Annotated in this window: 14 protein-coding genes; 13 read left to right on the top strand and 1 reads right to left on the bottom strand. The window is 33.7% G+C overall.

Annotation, left to right across the window (positions count from 1 at the left end; genetic code table 11):
* Window positions 1-308 precede the first annotated feature (308 nt).
* From M0Q24_RS05085 to M0Q24_RS05025, 13 genes are all read left to right on the top strand, one after another.
* The gene (locus M0Q24_RS05085) at window positions 309-1,124 is read left to right on the top strand and encodes a VWA domain-containing protein (RefSeq protein WP_295048067.1); all 816 of its coding nucleotides are present in this window, start codon (window positions 309-311) and stop codon (window positions 1,122-1,124) included.
* Window positions 1,121-2,554, top strand: coding sequence for a VWA domain-containing protein (locus M0Q24_RS05080; protein WP_295048065.1), 1,434 nt, complete (start codon window positions 1,121-1,123; stop codon window positions 2,552-2,554). Before M0Q24_RS05085 ends, M0Q24_RS05080 begins: the two co-directional genes overlap by 4 nt.
* A complete protein-coding gene (locus M0Q24_RS05075) occupies window positions 2,535-3,644 on the top strand; it encodes a hypothetical protein (protein WP_295048064.1) in 1,110 nt (369 codons plus the stop codon). Before M0Q24_RS05080 ends, M0Q24_RS05075 begins: the two co-directional genes overlap by 20 nt.
* A 43-nt stretch (window positions 3,645-3,687) precedes the next feature.
* The gene (locus tag M0Q24_RS05070; RefSeq protein ID WP_295048062.1) at window positions 3,688-4,731 is read left to right on the top strand and encodes a CsgG/HfaB family protein; all 1,044 of its coding nucleotides are present in this window, start codon (window positions 3,688-3,690) and stop codon (window positions 4,729-4,731) included.
* Window positions 4,721-5,728, top strand: coding sequence for an LPP20 family lipoprotein (locus M0Q24_RS05065; RefSeq protein WP_295048060.1), 1,008 nt, complete (start codon window positions 4,721-4,723; stop codon window positions 5,726-5,728). Before M0Q24_RS05070 ends, M0Q24_RS05065 begins: the two co-directional genes overlap by 11 nt.
* Window positions 5,729-5,778: 50 nt before the next feature.
* A complete protein-coding gene (locus tag M0Q24_RS05060) occupies window positions 5,779-6,726 on the top strand; it encodes a MoxR family ATPase (protein WP_295048058.1) in 948 nt (315 codons plus the stop codon).
* Window positions 6,727-6,737: 11 nt separating this feature from the next.
* The gene (locus tag M0Q24_RS05055) at window positions 6,738-7,568 is read left to right on the top strand and encodes a DUF58 domain-containing protein (protein WP_295048056.1); all 831 of its coding nucleotides are present in this window, start codon (window positions 6,738-6,740) and stop codon (window positions 7,566-7,568) included.
* 1 nt (window position 7,569) lies between these two features.
* Window positions 7,570-7,962 carry a hypothetical protein gene (locus tag M0Q24_RS05050; protein ID WP_295048054.1) on the top strand — a complete coding sequence of 131 codons (393 nt, stop codon included), beginning with the start codon at window positions 7,570-7,572 and terminating at the stop codon, window positions 7,960-7,962.
* The gene (locus tag M0Q24_RS05045; RefSeq protein WP_295048052.1) at window positions 7,955-8,884 is read left to right on the top strand and encodes a VWA domain-containing protein; all 930 of its coding nucleotides are present in this window, start codon (window positions 7,955-7,957) and stop codon (window positions 8,882-8,884) included. The genes M0Q24_RS05050 and M0Q24_RS05045 overlap by 8 nt, the downstream gene beginning before the upstream one ends.
* Entirely contained in the window at window positions 8,881-10,689 is a 1,809-nt protein-coding gene (locus M0Q24_RS05040) for a VWA domain-containing protein (protein ID WP_295048050.1), read from the top strand. The genes M0Q24_RS05045 and M0Q24_RS05040 overlap by 4 nt, the downstream gene beginning before the upstream one ends.
* On the top strand, window positions 10,673-12,085 hold the full coding sequence (locus tag M0Q24_RS05035; protein ID WP_295048048.1) for a BatD family protein: 1,413 nt from the start codon (window positions 10,673-10,675) through the stop codon (window positions 12,083-12,085). The genes M0Q24_RS05040 and M0Q24_RS05035 overlap by 17 nt, the downstream gene beginning before the upstream one ends.
* 119 nt (window positions 12,086-12,204) lie before the next feature.
* A complete protein-coding gene (locus tag M0Q24_RS05030; RefSeq protein ID WP_295048046.1) occupies window positions 12,205-13,506 on the top strand; it encodes a S41 family peptidase in 1,302 nt (433 codons plus the stop codon).
* Window positions 13,507-13,509: 3 nt separating this feature from the next.
* The gene (locus M0Q24_RS05025; protein WP_295048044.1) at window positions 13,510-15,294 is read left to right on the top strand and encodes a hypothetical protein; all 1,785 of its coding nucleotides are present in this window, start codon (window positions 13,510-13,512) and stop codon (window positions 15,292-15,294) included.
* Here the strand turns inward: M0Q24_RS05025 and trpA are convergent.
* A complete protein-coding gene (gene trpA, locus M0Q24_RS05020) occupies window positions 15,291-16,031 on the bottom strand; it encodes a tryptophan synthase subunit alpha (protein ID WP_295048042.1) in 741 nt (246 codons plus the stop codon). The genes M0Q24_RS05025 and trpA overlap by 4 nt on opposite strands.
* Window positions 16,032-16,046 lie beyond the last annotated feature (15 nt).

Raw genomic sequence — 16,046 nt, 5'->3', positions numbered from 1 at the left:
TCGAACCATCGGCCACATCATTAAAAGTGACGTGCTCTACCAGCTGAGCTAACAAGACGAAATACAAACAATTTGTTTGTGAGCCGAAATTATAGGCAAATAGTTTTTCTATGTCAAGACAATTGAGGAGAAAATGTTAAAAGTTTTAAAAGAGTTGCGATAACTCATGAAAAATTGCTTTTTTAGGTAGAATATATCTCATGAATTATTACAGTTTTGAATATCCTTATCTTATTTTTTTACTATTTCCAATAATCTATTGTTTATATAGATGCAAAGAATATACGCAAAGTAGATATTTTGTACATTTGGAATTTCTAAGAGCTAAAAAAAACTTCTTTAGGCTAGAGTGGATTGTAAAAATATTAATCTTTATATCTCTTTGTATAGCTCTTGCATCTCCCATCGTTGTTGATAGAGATAACCCTTATAACAGGGAGGGAAAAGATATCGTGCTAGCGATTGATGCGAGTGGATCTATGAACTCATCTGGGTTTGATGTAGAAGATGAGCTAAGTAGTGGTAAAAGGCTAAGTAGGTTTGAACTTACAAAGGTAATAGCAGCAAAATTTATAAACAAAAGGTTAGGAGATAATGTTGGAGTAGTTATTTATGGAGATTTTGCTTTTATAGCATCTCCTATTACTTATGAAAAAGAGATAGTAGTCCAAATGTTAAGCTACACTAACCAAGGAATGGCTGGGCAAAATACAGCAATAGGTGAAGGGATTGCTATGAGTGTTCGTGCATTTGAGACATCTATTGCAAAGAGTAAAATCATAGTTTTACTAAGTGATGGCGAACATAATAGCGGATCTATCTCACCAAAAGATGCTATAAAACTTGCAAATGAAAAAAATATTAAAATTTATACAATAGCCATAGGAAATGAAGGTGAAGCAGACGAAGCACTACTAGAGATGATAGCAAAAGAAGCTAATGGAGAGTTCTTTAGAGCTGCAACTGCCAATGAGTTAAAGAGTGTTTATGCTGAGATAGACAAGCTTGAATCATCAAAGATTAAGAGTAGAGATTTTGCTTTAAAGGAGTACTATTATGAAATATTTTTACTCCTTGGATCTATGCTTTTGTTATATCTAATCCATAGAGAGATAAAGAGATGAGTTTTATATCGGCTGAGTACTTTTGGCTTTTTTTGTTTTTAGCAGCCCTTATCGCAAAGAAGGATTTTCGAGGCTTTAGTTTTAGAGCATATGGTTATGTTATCACATTTGTTTTTATAATTCTTGCACTTACAAGACCTGTGATACTTCAGGAGCCTGTAAAAAAAGAGTTGATGCTTAGTGATGTTATCGTTGCAGTAGATCTCTCTTTTTCTATGCAAGCACGAGATCTACATCCATCTAGACTTATAAAAGCAAAAGAGACGCTAAAGAGTCTTATAAAAGCCCATAAAAATAGTCGTTTTGGAGTGATTGGGTTTACTACAAATGCTATTATATTATCTCCACTAACTCAAGATAGAGAGCTACTAGAACATCTCTTTGGCTCTCTTGATGAGAATATGATTGTTACAAAGGGAAGCTCTATTATGAGTGCTTTAAAACTCTCAAGAAAAATGTCAAAGTCAAAAAAACTAAGTGTAGTTATACTCAGTGATGGAGCGGATGAGACAGGTTATACAAATGAAGCGCAGTTTGCAAAAGAGAGAGGCTTAGTTGTAAATATCTTTATGTTAGCTTCAAAAATGGGTGATAGTTTAGTCTTAGCGGGTGGTGAATTTTTAAAAGATACGGCTGGCAATATTGTAGTTAGTCGTGAAAATGAAGCTATTAAAGAGATAAGTGAAGCAACTGATGGTGTATATACTAAAAGCTTTGATGAACTACTAGATGCACTTGAATCTCAAAGAAGTCAAGATGAAAGAAGTGAGCAAGAAGTAGTTGAAAATATTGAGCTTTTTTACTACTTTGTCTTTTTGGCTATAGTTGCTTTTTTAGTTAGTAACACAACTCTAAAGAGATATGTTTTAGCCTTTTTGCTGCTTTTTGGTGTGAGTTTAGATGCAAATTTTTTAGACTACTTTGCAGATAAAAATATTAAAGAGTTTAAGACTGCAAATGCTTACTATAAAAGTGGCGAATTTGAATCAGCACTTAGCTCTTATGAAGCAGTTAAATCTTCAGATCCAGAGTTTAAAGCCATAGTTTTTTATAATATGGCAAACTCATTAGTAAAGCTCAAAGAGTATGAAAGAGCAAAAGAGGCTTATATGAAATCACTCACTCTTAGTTACTCCAAAGAAGCAGATGAAAATATGAGATATATAAGAGGATTAAAAGAACAGAAGCAAGCATCATCTAAAAACAATTCTAAAAAAACATCTTTATCACAAGAGAAAAAAAAGAAGAAAAAAGAAGGTGGAGGATCAAATATGAACGTAAGTGCAAGTAGTGGAAGCTCGGACACCAAAGATGCTAAAAAGGTATCCGCACAAACAAAAATAGATCTAAACTCAAACAAAACAAAACTAAGTTCAAGGGCGTATGAGCTTATAAATAAGAGGCAAATAGATGAAAAACAACCTTGGTAAAGTATTTTTAGTTTTACTTTTACTTTTAAGCTTAGAACTATTTGCCTCCACTTATGAATGGAGTGTTCAAGCAAACAAAAAAAGTGCGATGACAAATGAACCGATTCATCTAAAATATACTTGTACTTTTAGCGACACCGCACAGACCTACGCTATAGAGTTTAAGCCAGTTGTGGACAATGATGAGTATAGAGTGTTACTTCTAAGTGAAAATGAGAGCATAGTAGATGAAAAAAGAATCAATACTTATGAATATCTACTCTATGTAAAAAAAGCGCAAGATCTGAAACTTTTTTTTGATACAACGATGAAAAAAACAAATAAAGATTCTATACGAAACAGCGTAATAGGACGCGATAATGCTGAGTATGAAGACTATAGTATAAGAATTATTCGGCAAGAAGGTGTGGAGCTTGAGATAAAAGATGCAAGAAGCGAACTTGTGGGAAAAATAAGTGCTGATGTGAAAAAAGATAAGAGTAATATTATGGCTTATCAGCCTTATCACTTAGAGATAAAAATAGAAGGTCTTGTAAACTATGAAGCCATAAAAGCATTTCATTTTGATATAGATGGAGTTAAAGTTATAGAAGAAAAACCTATAAAAGAAGTGTCACTAACAAAAGATGGACATATTGGCTTATGGAGTCAAAAATTTGCATTTGTGAGTGATAAAAATTTTACTATTCCTAAAATTGAGATAGATTATTTTGACTTAGAAGATAAAAAAGTAAGAACTCTTAGTTTTGACAAAGTAGAAGTTGAAGTAAAAGAACTTTATAAAAAAGAGGAGCTTTTAGAAAAAAAGACAAAAAAGTTTGAGATAGAGTATGAGTATTTCTACTACGCTTTAACATTTTTAGCTGGATTTCTTTTTGCAAAGATAAAGTTTAAAAAAAGAGTAAAACTCTCATCACTCCAAATGGAATTTAACAAAAAAATAGATGATGCAAAGACTTTAGAAGAGTTGGTTTTTCTTTTGGTACTGAGTGATGCAAAGGGATATGACAAGATTATAAAGATGATTGAACAAAAAGAGATAGAGTCTTTGAAAAATGCCAAAGAAGTGAGTAAGTTCAAGGTAAGTTAAATGCTTTTTAACTAAAATGTACAAAAATATTTAAGGAAAATAGATGATGTTGTCGATAAAATCACTTTTAGTGATCTCAGCAATTATGCTGCTAATGAGTGGTTGTGCTCAAAAAGTAAAAATAAAAGCTCTCAATCCTGCAGAAGTTGAAGAGATGGCGACAAAGAAAAAGATCGCAATAAGTAGTTTTAAAAATGATCACTATGGTCTCTCTGGCAAGATAGAGTCTCAGATAGCTCAACATAAGCTAGACCAAAAGAGATACTTTACAGTTGTTAGTAGAAAAGATTTAGATAAGGTTATGGCTGAACAAAAGTTACAATCATCTGAGCTAATGGATGAAAAAACGGCTACAAAAGTTGGAAAGCTTATAGGTGCTCAAGCAGTTATAAATGGTGAAATAGCATCTGCTAGTGGCAAGTCAGGCAGATACATAAAAGATGCAAAAGAGTGTTTAAACTACACTAAAAAAGGCTGTACTAAATGGCGTTACTATAAAATAACTTGCCATACCACGCAAGCCACCGTTGCTGCTAATATCAATATAGTAAATGTTGAGACAGGTTCGATAATCTATGGAGATACTTTAGATAAAGAGTATAGCGCTGATTCTTGTAATCCTACAGGCGGTTTTTTAGGTCTTGGTGGATCTGCTGAAGTTTTATCAAAAGCTCAAGCGCTAAATAGATTAACTTCGGCAATAGCAAGTGAATTTGTATATAAACTTACTCCTAACTATATTTACTTTGAAGTAGCACTACTCGATAAAATAGAAGTTGATGTGACTAAGCAACAAGAGACGATTTTTGAGAATTCGCTAGAGTATATTAAAGTTGGTCGTATGGATAGAGCAGAATCAATGCTTCAAGGACTTTTAGATGAGCTTAATGGTAGATCTTATGTTGTTGCATATGTTTATGGTGTAGTTCAAGAAGCAGAGGGAAAACTAAATGATGCAAAAAAAGCATATACTTTGGCTGATGACTTAGCAATGGGACCAGTAGAAGAGATAAATTTAGCTATTGTTAGAATAAATAACTCTATTGAAAAAAGAGAAAGAGCAAAGAGACAAATGAATGCTAAGTAGAGGTATTAAAACTTTAATTTTATCAATATCTACACTGTTTTTTTTAGGTGGATGTGGAGGAACTCCCACTCCAGCACCAAAAGTAGAGCCATTACCAAAATGGATAAATTCCCCGCTTCCTAGTGATAATAGTGAGTTTATGTATGGAATGGCTATAGCTGGGGATAGAGAGAGTGCTATAAAAGTAGCTCTGAGTGATATGGTAGCAAAACTTGGAACTACTATAGAGTCTTCTTATGAATCAAATGAAGAGGTTCGTGGTGGCTTTGTAAATTCTAGTATTAAAAACCAGATAAAGTCAGGTGTCTCAAAAATTAGCATAAATAACTACGAGGTTATAAAGTCACATAAAGTTAGTTATAGAGAGTTTGCTGTGATGTTGCAGAGTGATAAAGCAAAGTTTGTTAAGGGGCTTAAGCAAAACCTAGAGATGCAAAAAAAAGCAATATCACAAAAGTATCACTCACTACAAGGTGAAGATGCACTAACTAGATACAATACTAAAAAAGAGTTATCACTTAAGGCTAGTGAGTTACTATCAGATGTTCTTATTATCTCTGAGATAGATGCAAGTTTTGATAAAAAAGGGAATCTTGATTTCATTCAAGGAAAACAAAAAGAGTTTTTAAACGAAGCAAAAAGTTTGAAGTTTTATGTAAATGGGGATGCTAAGTCCTCAAAGTTTATAAAAATCATAAAAAACTATCTTGCGCAAAATGGTTTTAATGTAACAAATTCCAAAGATGCTATAAAAATAGAAGCTAAAACGAGTGACAATATAAATAGACACGGCTCTATAAATATAGCAGTTATCACTTTAGACATTGGTGTTTATGACAAAAATAAACGTATCGGTGGTAAGAGTATAATATTAAAAGAGAGATATAATGGTTCACAAGAGAGTGTATATAAAAACGCTTCAATACATCTAGAACAAGATATAAAGTCTCAAGGCATTAACGAGGTCATAGGGATTAATTTAGTAGAAAATCATTAACCACGCTTAGATATACTTCTTAAAAACATTTAACACAAGGTTGTTTTAGTATGGTTGGCAAGATACAAAAGATTAAACAAGAAGTCTCAAAAGTAGTAGTAGGACAAGAAAGAATGATAGATGGTATGCTTATCGCACTTTTGTGTGATGGGCATATTCTTATAGAGGGTGTTCCTGGACTTGCAAAGACTACAACAGTAAATGCACTGGCATCTTCGCTTGGGCTTGGCTTTAAAAGAGTTCAGTTTACCCCAGATCTACTTCCATCAGATATTTTGGGAGCTGAGATCTATGATCCACAAAACAATAACTTCAAGATCAAAAAAGGTCCAATCTTTACAAACCTTTTACTAGCAGATGAGATAAACCGAGCACCAGCAAAGGTTCAATCAGCACTTCTTGAAGTTATGCAAGAGAAGCAAGTAACATTAGGCGACACTACATTTAAGCTAGATCTTCCTTTCTTTGTAATGGCTACACAAAACCCAGTAGAGCAAGAGGGTGTCTACCAACTCCCAGAGGCTCAGCTAGATAGATTTATGCTAAAGATTGTAGTTGACTACAATACAAAAGAAGAAGAGCTAGAAATTGCTAGACGCATATCAAGTGGTGCATTTGAAGAGATCTCCGCAGTTATAGATGCGAGTGAACTCCAAGAGCTAAAAGAGGCTATAAAAGCTGTTCACATAGACGCAGAAGTTGAGAAGTACATTATAGAGCTTGTAAGTGCTACAAGAGATCCTAAAGAGTATGGACTCCAAGATCTTGAAGATTTTATCCAGTTTGGGGCATCTCCTCGTGTGAGTATCGATATGTTTAAGGCTGTAAAAGCTATGGCATATTTGAGACAAAAAGAGTTTGTAACTCCTGTTGATGTGGCATATGTGGCAAAAGATGTTATGCGTCATCGCATCGTTCTTTCGTATGAAGCTGAGGCTGAGGGCATTACAACTGATGAGATTATTCAAAAGGTCCTAGAGACTGTAGCCATCCCTTAAGGTAGAGAGTTTTGAGTAAACTGCAAAAGATCTTAGTTAGAGCTAGACGACAAGTCTTTAGTGAGATGGTGGGCAACAACCCATCTGTATTTCACGGCGAGGGTTATGACTTTATAGAGCTTCGTGAATATATGGCAGGCGATGATATTCGCCATATTGACTGGAATATTACCGCTAAGATGCAACGCCCATATATAAAAGTCTTTCGTGAAGAGAGAGAGCTAAATGTTGTTTTAGTCTCTGTGCTAAATGGAAGTGTTCACTTTGGCTCAAAGAAGTTTAAACAAGATAGTATCGCTGAGGTAAATGCACTTTTAGCCTACTCAACCCTAAAAAATGGTGACCTGCTAAGCTCATATATCTTTACAGACAAGCTAATCTCAAGCGCAAAGCCTAGTAAAAAACTCCACCAAGTTCAAAAAACTACACAAGAGATCTTGGACTTCGATGCACTAAATCAAAAGCTTGATTTTAAAGTTATAGCCGACACACTATATAAACGACTAAAAAGGAAGTCACTTATTGTAGTCATTGGAGATTTTTTTGAGATCCCGGACTTTAATGTTTTAGCTAAAAAGCATGAAGTTGTAGCCATCATAGTGAGAGATATGCTTGAAGAGAAACCTCCTAAAATGGGTTTCGCTTCACTAGTAGATCCACAAAGTGGAGCAACTCTTGAGGGAGATTTTAACGCCTCAAGTGTTGAGTCTTATGCAAAAAAAGTAGCGGCACATGATCATAAACTCTTTGAAATTTTAAAAAAACATAGAGTTAGATTTACTAAAGTTTATACACATAAGAGTGCAAGTGTTGAGCTTCGCAGACTCTTTGAAGGTAGATAAGATGCAAGATATAGAACTTCATGACATCAAGACTATAGTAGAGATACAAGAGTACTCGCTTCTCTTTCTCTTAGGTACTATTTTTATTGTTACTTTGGTTATTTTAGCACTAGTTTATTTACTTGTAAGATATATAAAAAACAAAAATGCTTACAACCAAAGAAGAGAACATTTCAAGATGATGACTTCACAAGATCTAAGCAAAACAAAAGAGTCAGCTTACGCTATCACCCTTTATGGACTTACTTTTAGAGATGACTCACCTAGACACTTTGAAATGTATGAAAACCTAACAAAGAGACTAGAGAGATATAAGTATAAAAAAGAGGTCAAAGCTTTTGATGATGAAATCAAAAGCTATATAGAACTATATCGAGGTATGATTGATGTTTGAGGGCATCTATTTTGAATATCCTATCTTTGCACTTTTAATTGTTTTTTTTATAGCTTGTGCCCTTTTTTGTAAACAAAGAGCTTCATCACTATATTTTCCTCATACAAAAGAGTTTATGCAAAAATCAGTTTCAGCATCAAAGATACTTTTTGTTCTAAAGTGGCTGGGCATTGTTATGCTCATAATTGCTCTGATGTCGCCCATAAAAGATGAACCGTACGAACTAGAGCCAAAAGATGGTTATGAGATAGCGCTCATTCTCGATGCTTCTCAGTCTATGCAAGCACAAGGGTTTGATACCTCAAATCCTTACTCTACAAGATTTGATGTAGTAAAAGAGATAGTTAGCTCATTTATTAAAGAGAGAAAAAATGACAATATCGGTTTAGTGGTTTTTGGAGCTTACTCTTTTATAGCATCTCCTTTGACTTACGATGAAAATATTTTAAACAAGATAGTCTCTCAACTCCAAATAGGAATGGCTGGACAATATACAGCACTCTATACCTCTCTTGCTCAAGGTGTAAATCTTTTAAAAATGAGTAAGTCAAAAAGTAAGGTTGCAATACTTCTAACTGATGGTTATAGCACCCCACAAATAGATAAGATCCCACTTGATGTAGCGCTAGATATGGCAAAAAAAGAGGGAATTAAGGTTTATCCTATTGGTATTGGGATGCCACATGAATATAATGGCGAGATACTTATGCAAATAGCACAGGAGACAGGCGGAAAAGCTTTTGGAGCTGCAAGTGCTAGTGAGCTTGAGAGAGTTTATAAAAAAATAGATGAGTTAGAGACTTCAGAGATTAAAGCTCAAACATTCTCATACACTAAATACTACTACTTTTACCCGCTTTTTATTGCGCTCCTTTGTTTAATGTTCTATGTTTTTTTAAAAAATAGAAGAGGTAGTTTATGAGTTTTTTACATCCTGAATTTTTATACTATATGTTACCTCCGCTTATTATCCTTTTTGGATTACTACTCACTCAAAAAGAGACTGAGGCGCATTTTTTCTCTACCGAGGTTATAGATAGACTAAGAGTTAGCACAAACTCAATGACAAAAAGAGCAAGAAATGCTCTATTTTTTCTTGTAGGTTTTTTTATGATCATAGCCTTAGCCGAACCTGTGATAGACGATGGCAAGATCTTAGTAAAAGCAAAGAGTGCAGATCTTATGATTGCTATAGATATTAGTGACTCGATGCTCGCACAAGATCTATATCCAAATCGCTTAGAGTTAGCAAAACAGAAGGCTTTAATGTTTTTAGATGAGATGAGTGATGAGAGAGTTGGAGTTATGGCATTTGCCAAAAGCTCCTATCTTGTCTCGCCTCTTAGTTTTGATAGTAGTGCGGTTAGTTTTTTGCTAAAACAACTTGACACTAACTCTATAACAGAGCAGGGTACAAATTTTTTATCTATTTTAGAAACATTTGCAAAAACCAGTGAAAACAGAGATGAAAAATATCTTCTGATTCTTAGTGATGGGGGAGATGATAGTGATTTTAGCAAAGAGATAGAATTTGCACAAAAAAACAAGATAGTAGTTTTTGTTCTTGGCATTGCAACAAAAGAGGGCGCACCTGTAAAAAAAGAAAATGGAGCATTTATAACTCATAATGGCAAAATAATCATCTCCAAACTAAATGAAGAGATAGCCTCACTTGCAACAAAGAGTGGTGGAGTCTATATAGAGTCATCACTCTCAAACAAAGATGTCAAAGCAATGCTAAAAGAGGTAAAATCCATCTCAAATGTAAAAGAGTTAAAGAGTGAAGAGATCCACAACTATAAACCTCTTTTTTACTATCCACTGGGCTTAGCCATTCTTTTACTTCTTATGGCTACAAGTTCATTAAGAGTAAAAACTAAACTTTCTGCTTTAGTACTTTTTTCTCTACTTGGACTCTCTAGTGCCCCGATGAAAGCTTCGATGCTTGATTTTGTTGAACTTGGAACTGCAAAAAAAGCCTATGAAGCAGGAGAGTATGAAAAATCCGCGAATATTTATGAAGAGTATGCCAATAAGTCCCAAATGGGCGAGGCATATTTTAATACAGGAAATGCATACTATAAACAAAAAGATTATAAAAAGGCTATAGAAGCTTATAAGAACGCATTGTTTGATAAAGATGAGATGAGAGCTAAAAATTTCTCTAATCTTGGTAATGCTTATGCAAAATCTGGGGAGCTACAAAAAGCAGTAGAAGCTTATGAAAACTCTTTAGAGATACAAGAAGACAAAGAGACTAAAGAGAACCTAGAGAGAGTTAAAAAACTGCTCAAAGAGCAAGAATCAAAAGAGGATGAAAAAAAAGATAAGCAAGATAAAAATGATTCTAGTGAATCAGGCGATGAAGATTCAGATGAAAAAGATGAAAAAAACCAAGATGAATCAAGCTCTAAAAGTAGCCAAAGTGATGAAGAGAAAAAGAGTGATGAGACAAAAGCTAAACAAGAAGAAGATGAACAAAAAAAAGACAAACAAGATGCAAAAGATAAACAAGAAAAAAAAGAGCAACTAGATGAACTAAAAGAAAATCAAAAGAAAAGTGATGAAGACTCAGACGCAGACTCAGCAGAGATGCAAAAACAAGAGATGAGTGAAGCAGAACAGAGAAAATGGCTAGATGAGCTAAATACACAAAACAGTAGTTTTATGTATAAACTTAGTGATGAAGAACCTACAAAGGAGATGAATAATGAAAAACCTTGGTAAGATAGTTTTAGTTTTACTTCTTTTAAAACTTACTTTAAATGCTGATATAAAGGCTAGTGTTGACTCTACAAGTGTGGAACTAGGCGAGATGGTAACTTACTCTTTGCATTTAAGCTCCGCCAATGCAAACAGACCAGTTATACAAACACTTTGTGGCGTAAATGTAATCTCAACTAGTTCACAAAGCTCCATAGAAATGATAAATGGCAAAGTCTCAAGAAACAATACTTTTAGTTATAAGTTTATACCGCAAAAAGATTGTGTTATAGAGCCTATGGAGATAGAAGTAGATGGAGTGATGCAAAAGAGTAATGCAGTTGAGATAAAGGTAACACGAGGCGTGGTAAATGCTGATGCTGACTTTATTTTGTCTTTACAAAGCAGTACAAAAGAGGCTTATGTAGGAGAGTCCTTTGAAGTTACTCTTTTGTTTAAGCAAAAACTAGGAGCTGAAGCGGTTGATAGTAAGTTTGAAGCACCAGAGTTAAAAGGTTTTTGGATAAAGAGCGAATCACAACCTCAAAAGTCACAAGAGAGCGGTTATATAGTTACAAAAATTCTTTACAAGATGGCTCCTCAAAGAGCTGGAGAGTTAAATATCTCAAAAGCAAAGATGAGTATTGCATCAAGGAGTCACTCCCAAGATAGTTGGGGCTCATGGGTACCAAAAATCAAGTGGAGAACATACTACTCAAACGAATTAACGATAGATGTAAAACCACTTCCTAGTGAGGTTGATCTTGTTGGTAATTTTAGTATCATGGCAGAAGTTGATAAAAATGAGATAAATCCAACTGAAGCATTAAACCTTACTGTAGAAGTTTTAGGAGATGGAAACTTAGAGGATATAAAAAGCTTTAAACCTTATATAGAGGGAGTTAATATTTTTGATGAAAAGATCTCAATAGATAAAAATAAACTCACCCAAAAGATAGCTTTTGTAGCTCAAAATAACTTTACTATAGAGCCATTTAAATTGAAGTATTTTGATCCTAAAACAAAAGAGATAAAAACAATTAAGACAAACAAAATAGAAATAAAAGTAAAAAACTCAAAGCCAAAAGAAGAGTTGGTTATAAAAAAAGAGTCAACTAACGAGCAGACTTTAGTAGAGAGTAGGGAAACTATACCAAGTATATGGACTCTTCTTGTTTTTATAGTCGGTTTAATTTTAGGAGTAGTAATTGGTTTAGTAAAACCATGGAAGTTTTTTAAAAAGCAAAAAAGTTTACACATAAAAGATGAAAGAGTTCTTTTAGTAAAATTGTTACCATATAAAAATGATGAAGAAGTGAAAAAAATCATAGAAATAATCGAGCAAAATATCTATTCAGACACAAAAACAGAGATAGATAAAAAGATGCTAAGAGAGATTATAAAGAAGTATGAGCTGTAAAAAAGTATAATTTTTTGAATGAATATCATCTACTAAACAAAAAATTGTTATTATGTTGCCTTGCATAAGATTCCCTCTGATTGAGAGTTTCTTATAACTGAGAAATTTTAGGAGATTGGATGCGGGTTGTATTTTTAGTTTTTATCTTCTTTGCATCACTTGTTGCATCTGATGCGAAGATTAAGTATGAGAGGGTTCTTCTAAATATTGAAAAACACTATTTTAAGGCTTTTAGTAAGGATGAACTTATCTCTAAAAGCATAGATGAATTTTTACAAAATACACCATATCTTATAGAATCTGAGAAACAAAATAAAAAGCAAAAACTCTACAAAATAAAAAAATCAAATGAAAAACTTGAGCGGCTAGTTGAACTTTTAATAAAAAAAGGTTTCTCAAAAAATGAGATTTATGAGATGCTTATAAACTCTTGTATGAATTTACTTGATGCTCATTCTCGCTACCTTGATAAAGAACAGATGCAAGAGCTAAGGATAAAAACAGAGGGTGTTTTTGTTGGACTTGGTATCAATTTAAGCAAAGTAGATAACTCTCTTATCGTGATAGATGTTTTAAAAAATTCACCCGCCTCTAAGTTTGGGATAAAAGTCTCAGATATTGTACTAAAGATAGATGGTGTTACCTGCGATCAAGTCTCTTTAGATAGAGCTATCGAACTTTTACGTAAAGATGTTGGAGGTCTTGTAAAACTAAGTCTAAAAAGAGATGAAGCCCTGATAGAGATTGAATTAAAAAGAGAGACTATAGAGATAGAAACTCTAACGTTTAAAAGAGTGGAAAATAAGATACTTTATTTTAAGATATCAAGCTTTGATGCCAATATAGCCGAGAAAATCTCTAGTAAAATAAAAGAGTATCAAGAGCTTAGTCGGGCTATTATTATAGATCTTAGAGGAAATCCTGGTGGACTTGTTTCTCAAGCGGTTGAGGTTGCTGATATGTTCTTAAATAGAGGAAATATCATGACTCAAGTTGGTAGAGGTCATGGTAATAAAAAGTCATATGATGCTTCAAAAGATAAAACACTAACTAGTTTACCTTTGGCAATTTTAGTGGACTCAAATACAGCTTCATCTGCTGAGATCTTAAGTGGAGCTTTGCAGATCCATCACCGTGCTACACTCTTTGGAGAGAGAACTTTTGGCAAGGGAAGTGTAGAATCTTTATATACTATAACCAAAGATGAATCTTTAAGCCTTACCGTTGCACACTACTTCTTAGCAGACTCTAGTACTATTGAGGGTGTCGGAATTTTACCTGATTATGAAGTTAATACTCTTGTAAAGAATGGGAGAGATGAGTCTTTAGAAGCAGCTAAAGAATTTTTACACAATAAAGATAATTTTACTAAAAAATACCCCTTGCAGATGAGTGGCGTTTGTACAAAAGAAGAGAAGTAGATTATGTTTAAAGGCTTAATACTCTTTTTCTTTTTACTTCTTTGGTTTTTAGTAGCAAGTTCATCTTCATGTTTAGTCTTTCTTTTTTATCTTTTTGCAATTACTCCTCTTTTGATGATCTCTCTTATAGAGATGCCGCTCATCAAAAAACTCGCAGTAGCAAGTGCCATTTTTCACGAGAGTAGTTCACTCTTTAGCATTTTTAAGAGCGTTTGGTTAAACCTTTTTATATCTTTAGCTGTTGCTTTTGTTGTAGCTATTTTGATGTTAGTTAACGTCCTCTACTTTGATGGGTTTGTCTTTTTTATCTTAGGTATTGATATCTTGGTTATTTGGGGAATTTATGTCAAAACAAAAGAGTACTTGAGATCTAGGGTTAAAGAGGAGTTTTTATCCGCCGTCTCTAGGAGATGGAGTATATATATAAATACACTTTTTTTAGTTTTAATCTTTGTCGTTTACGCTTATTTCAGCACTCCAAGTAGCGAGATAAAAATCTTTAATTGTGAAATATTAAACTTCATATCTTCAAACTTGAGATATAAAGAATTACTGCAATACAGACTAATAAGCACATCTCTACAAACGCTTAGTAGCGTAAATAACATCTACTTATGGCTCTTTTATCTCATACTATCTCAAAGTGTTTTCGCGTGGGCTTACTCAAGAGTGCTTTTTTCTTTTGAGTCACTAGAAGCCATTTTAAAAACAAAAGATCAAAATAAAAACTACTTTTTAATTGGCTTTATATCTATTATCGTTTTACTTTTTATTATAAGTTCAAGTATAAATTATCTTTATGAAAAACAACATATTAAAAAGTCTCAGGAGAGGATAGAGTGGATCTACAAAGAGATAGATCTTGTAATTGATACAAAATTAAGTTCATCTGAGGAGTTGTTGCTTTTAGAAATTGAGGAAAAGATAGACAATCATATAGATGATGTTTTTCTGGGTGTTTATGCAGGAGTACCAGACCTAAGTGCATATTATTACTCTGTAAGAGGAGAGTATAGTAGAGTTTTTTTAAAAGGTTATAGTATCTATTGCGGATATAAAAATGATTTTTTGGTTCCCTACTATAATCAATATTTGCCACAAAGATTTCAACTCAAAAATTGTAATACAGAAGCTTTAGAAGAAGAGATAATGGCAAAGATAAACTACTATCTTTTTTACCAAAATGACTTCTCTGCAAGGGTAGATGATGCATCAAATCACATTAACTCAAGCATTAAACAATCTATGCTGAATTTTGAGAATGAGTTAAATGAAAGTATTCGCGCACTTAACTTAAATCAAGATTTAGATCTAGAGAGTTTAGAGTTAAACTTTAGAGATATTTTTGAAGCAAACTCTAGAGATATGGCTAAAAAAGGGCTTAGTGCTACGGGAACTTTGCTTATAGGAAGTGCCATCTCAAAGAGCATTATGTCAAAGATGCTACTAAAATTTGGAGCAAAAGGGGCACTAAAAGCTACATCTTTTTTTGGTGCATCCATGGGTGGGACAGCACTTTGTGCACCGAGTGGTCCGTGGGCTTTGCTTTGTGGAGTTGTAACTGGGACTGCTAGTTGGGTCGGAGTTGATGCTGCTATGACTGAGGTCGATCAAGCATTTAATGAAGAGGATTTTAAAAAGAGTGTAGTTATGATGATAGATGCACAAAAAAACTCTCTAAAAAACCTTATGAAAGACTCTTACAAAGAGTGGATAAGAAAGGTCTTTAAAGAGCTAAGAGATGATGCAAACAAACTAAAATCTCCATACGAGCAGAGTATATCTTAAGGGTTGATTTCACTTTTGATGATTTTAGCTAACTCATTACACTTTTGAATCTTTTGCTTATAGTTTAAGTCATCTTTTAAAAGTATATCTATAAAAGCACTTCCAACGATAACGCCATCTGCACCTTCTGCTTTATCTTTTGCAGTTTTTGCATTTACTCCAAAACCTACATAGATAGGAGTCTTTGAGAACTCTTTTATGGAGTTTATAAAAGGCTGTAGATCTTCTGCAACTCCTGAACCGGTAATACCAGTATATGCAACCATATAGATAAACTTTTGTGCATCATTTGTTATCTCTTTTATTCGCTCTTTTGAGTCTGTTGGAGCTACAAAACTAATATTACTTATAGAATTTTCTCTAAAAGTTTTACTATATCTAACTGCCTCTTCGTGTGGTAAGTCTGGGATGATAAGTCCACTTATTCCAAGTTTAGATGCTAAGGGTAGAAGCCGGCTCATATCTTGCTGATAGAAGCTGTTGAAATACCCCATCCAAAGAGTATCAACTTTTGGAGCTATGATCTCAGATATTTCTAAGAGCTCCCTAAATTTAAAACCGCTCTTTAGTGCTAGATGATTTGCTTTTTCTATAAGAGGTCCATCGGCGACTGGATCTGAGAATGGAACTCCAAGCTCTATCATGTCGACTCCATGTTCACCTAAAGAGAGACTCAAATCTACAGTAAAAGATTTCTCAGGATAAGTTGATGTTATGTATGCTACAAGTTTTTTCAAGTTTTTTCCAAATAT

Source organism: Sulfurimonas sp. (genome assembly GCF_023228785.1).
Taxonomy (GTDB): Bacteria; Campylobacterota; Campylobacteria; order Campylobacterales; family Sulfurimonadaceae; genus Sulfurimonas.
The sequence above is the reverse complement of the archived record's forward strand: the minus strand, read 5'-3'. Positions and strand labels throughout refer to the sequence as shown.

What these genes read in the sequence shown, in the direction of transcription:
- M0Q24_RS05040 (WP_295048050.1), top strand. Translation starts at nt 8,881, where the DNA reads ATGAGTTTTTTACATCCTGAATTTTTATACTATATGTTACCTCCGCTT.
- M0Q24_RS05045 (WP_295048052.1), top strand. Translation starts at nt 7,955, where the DNA reads ATGTTTGAGGGCATCTATTTTGAATATCCTATCTTTGCACTTTTAATT.
- M0Q24_RS05025 (WP_295048044.1), top strand. Translation starts at nt 13,510, where the DNA reads ATGTTTAAAGGCTTAATACTCTTTTTCTTTTTACTTCTTTGGTTTTTA.
- M0Q24_RS05030 (WP_295048046.1), top strand. Translation starts at nt 12,205, where the DNA reads ATGCGGGTTGTATTTTTAGTTTTTATCTTCTTTGCATCACTTGTTGCA.
- M0Q24_RS05075 (WP_295048064.1), top strand. Translation starts at nt 2,535, where the DNA reads ATGAAAAACAACCTTGGTAAAGTATTTTTAGTTTTACTTTTACTTTTA.
- M0Q24_RS05060 (WP_295048058.1), top strand. Translation starts at nt 5,779, where the DNA reads ATGGTTGGCAAGATACAAAAGATTAAACAAGAAGTCTCAAAAGTAGTA.
- M0Q24_RS05050 (WP_295048054.1), top strand. Translation starts at nt 7,570, where the DNA reads ATGCAAGATATAGAACTTCATGACATCAAGACTATAGTAGAGATACAA.
- M0Q24_RS05070 (WP_295048062.1), top strand. Translation starts at nt 3,688, where the DNA reads ATGATGTTGTCGATAAAATCACTTTTAGTGATCTCAGCAATTATGCTG.
- M0Q24_RS05080 (WP_295048065.1), top strand. Translation starts at nt 1,121, where the DNA reads ATGAGTTTTATATCGGCTGAGTACTTTTGGCTTTTTTTGTTTTTAGCA.
- M0Q24_RS05065 (WP_295048060.1), top strand. Translation starts at nt 4,721, where the DNA reads ATGCTAAGTAGAGGTATTAAAACTTTAATTTTATCAATATCTACACTG.
- M0Q24_RS05035 (WP_295048048.1), top strand. Translation starts at nt 10,673, where the DNA reads ATGAAAAACCTTGGTAAGATAGTTTTAGTTTTACTTCTTTTAAAACTT.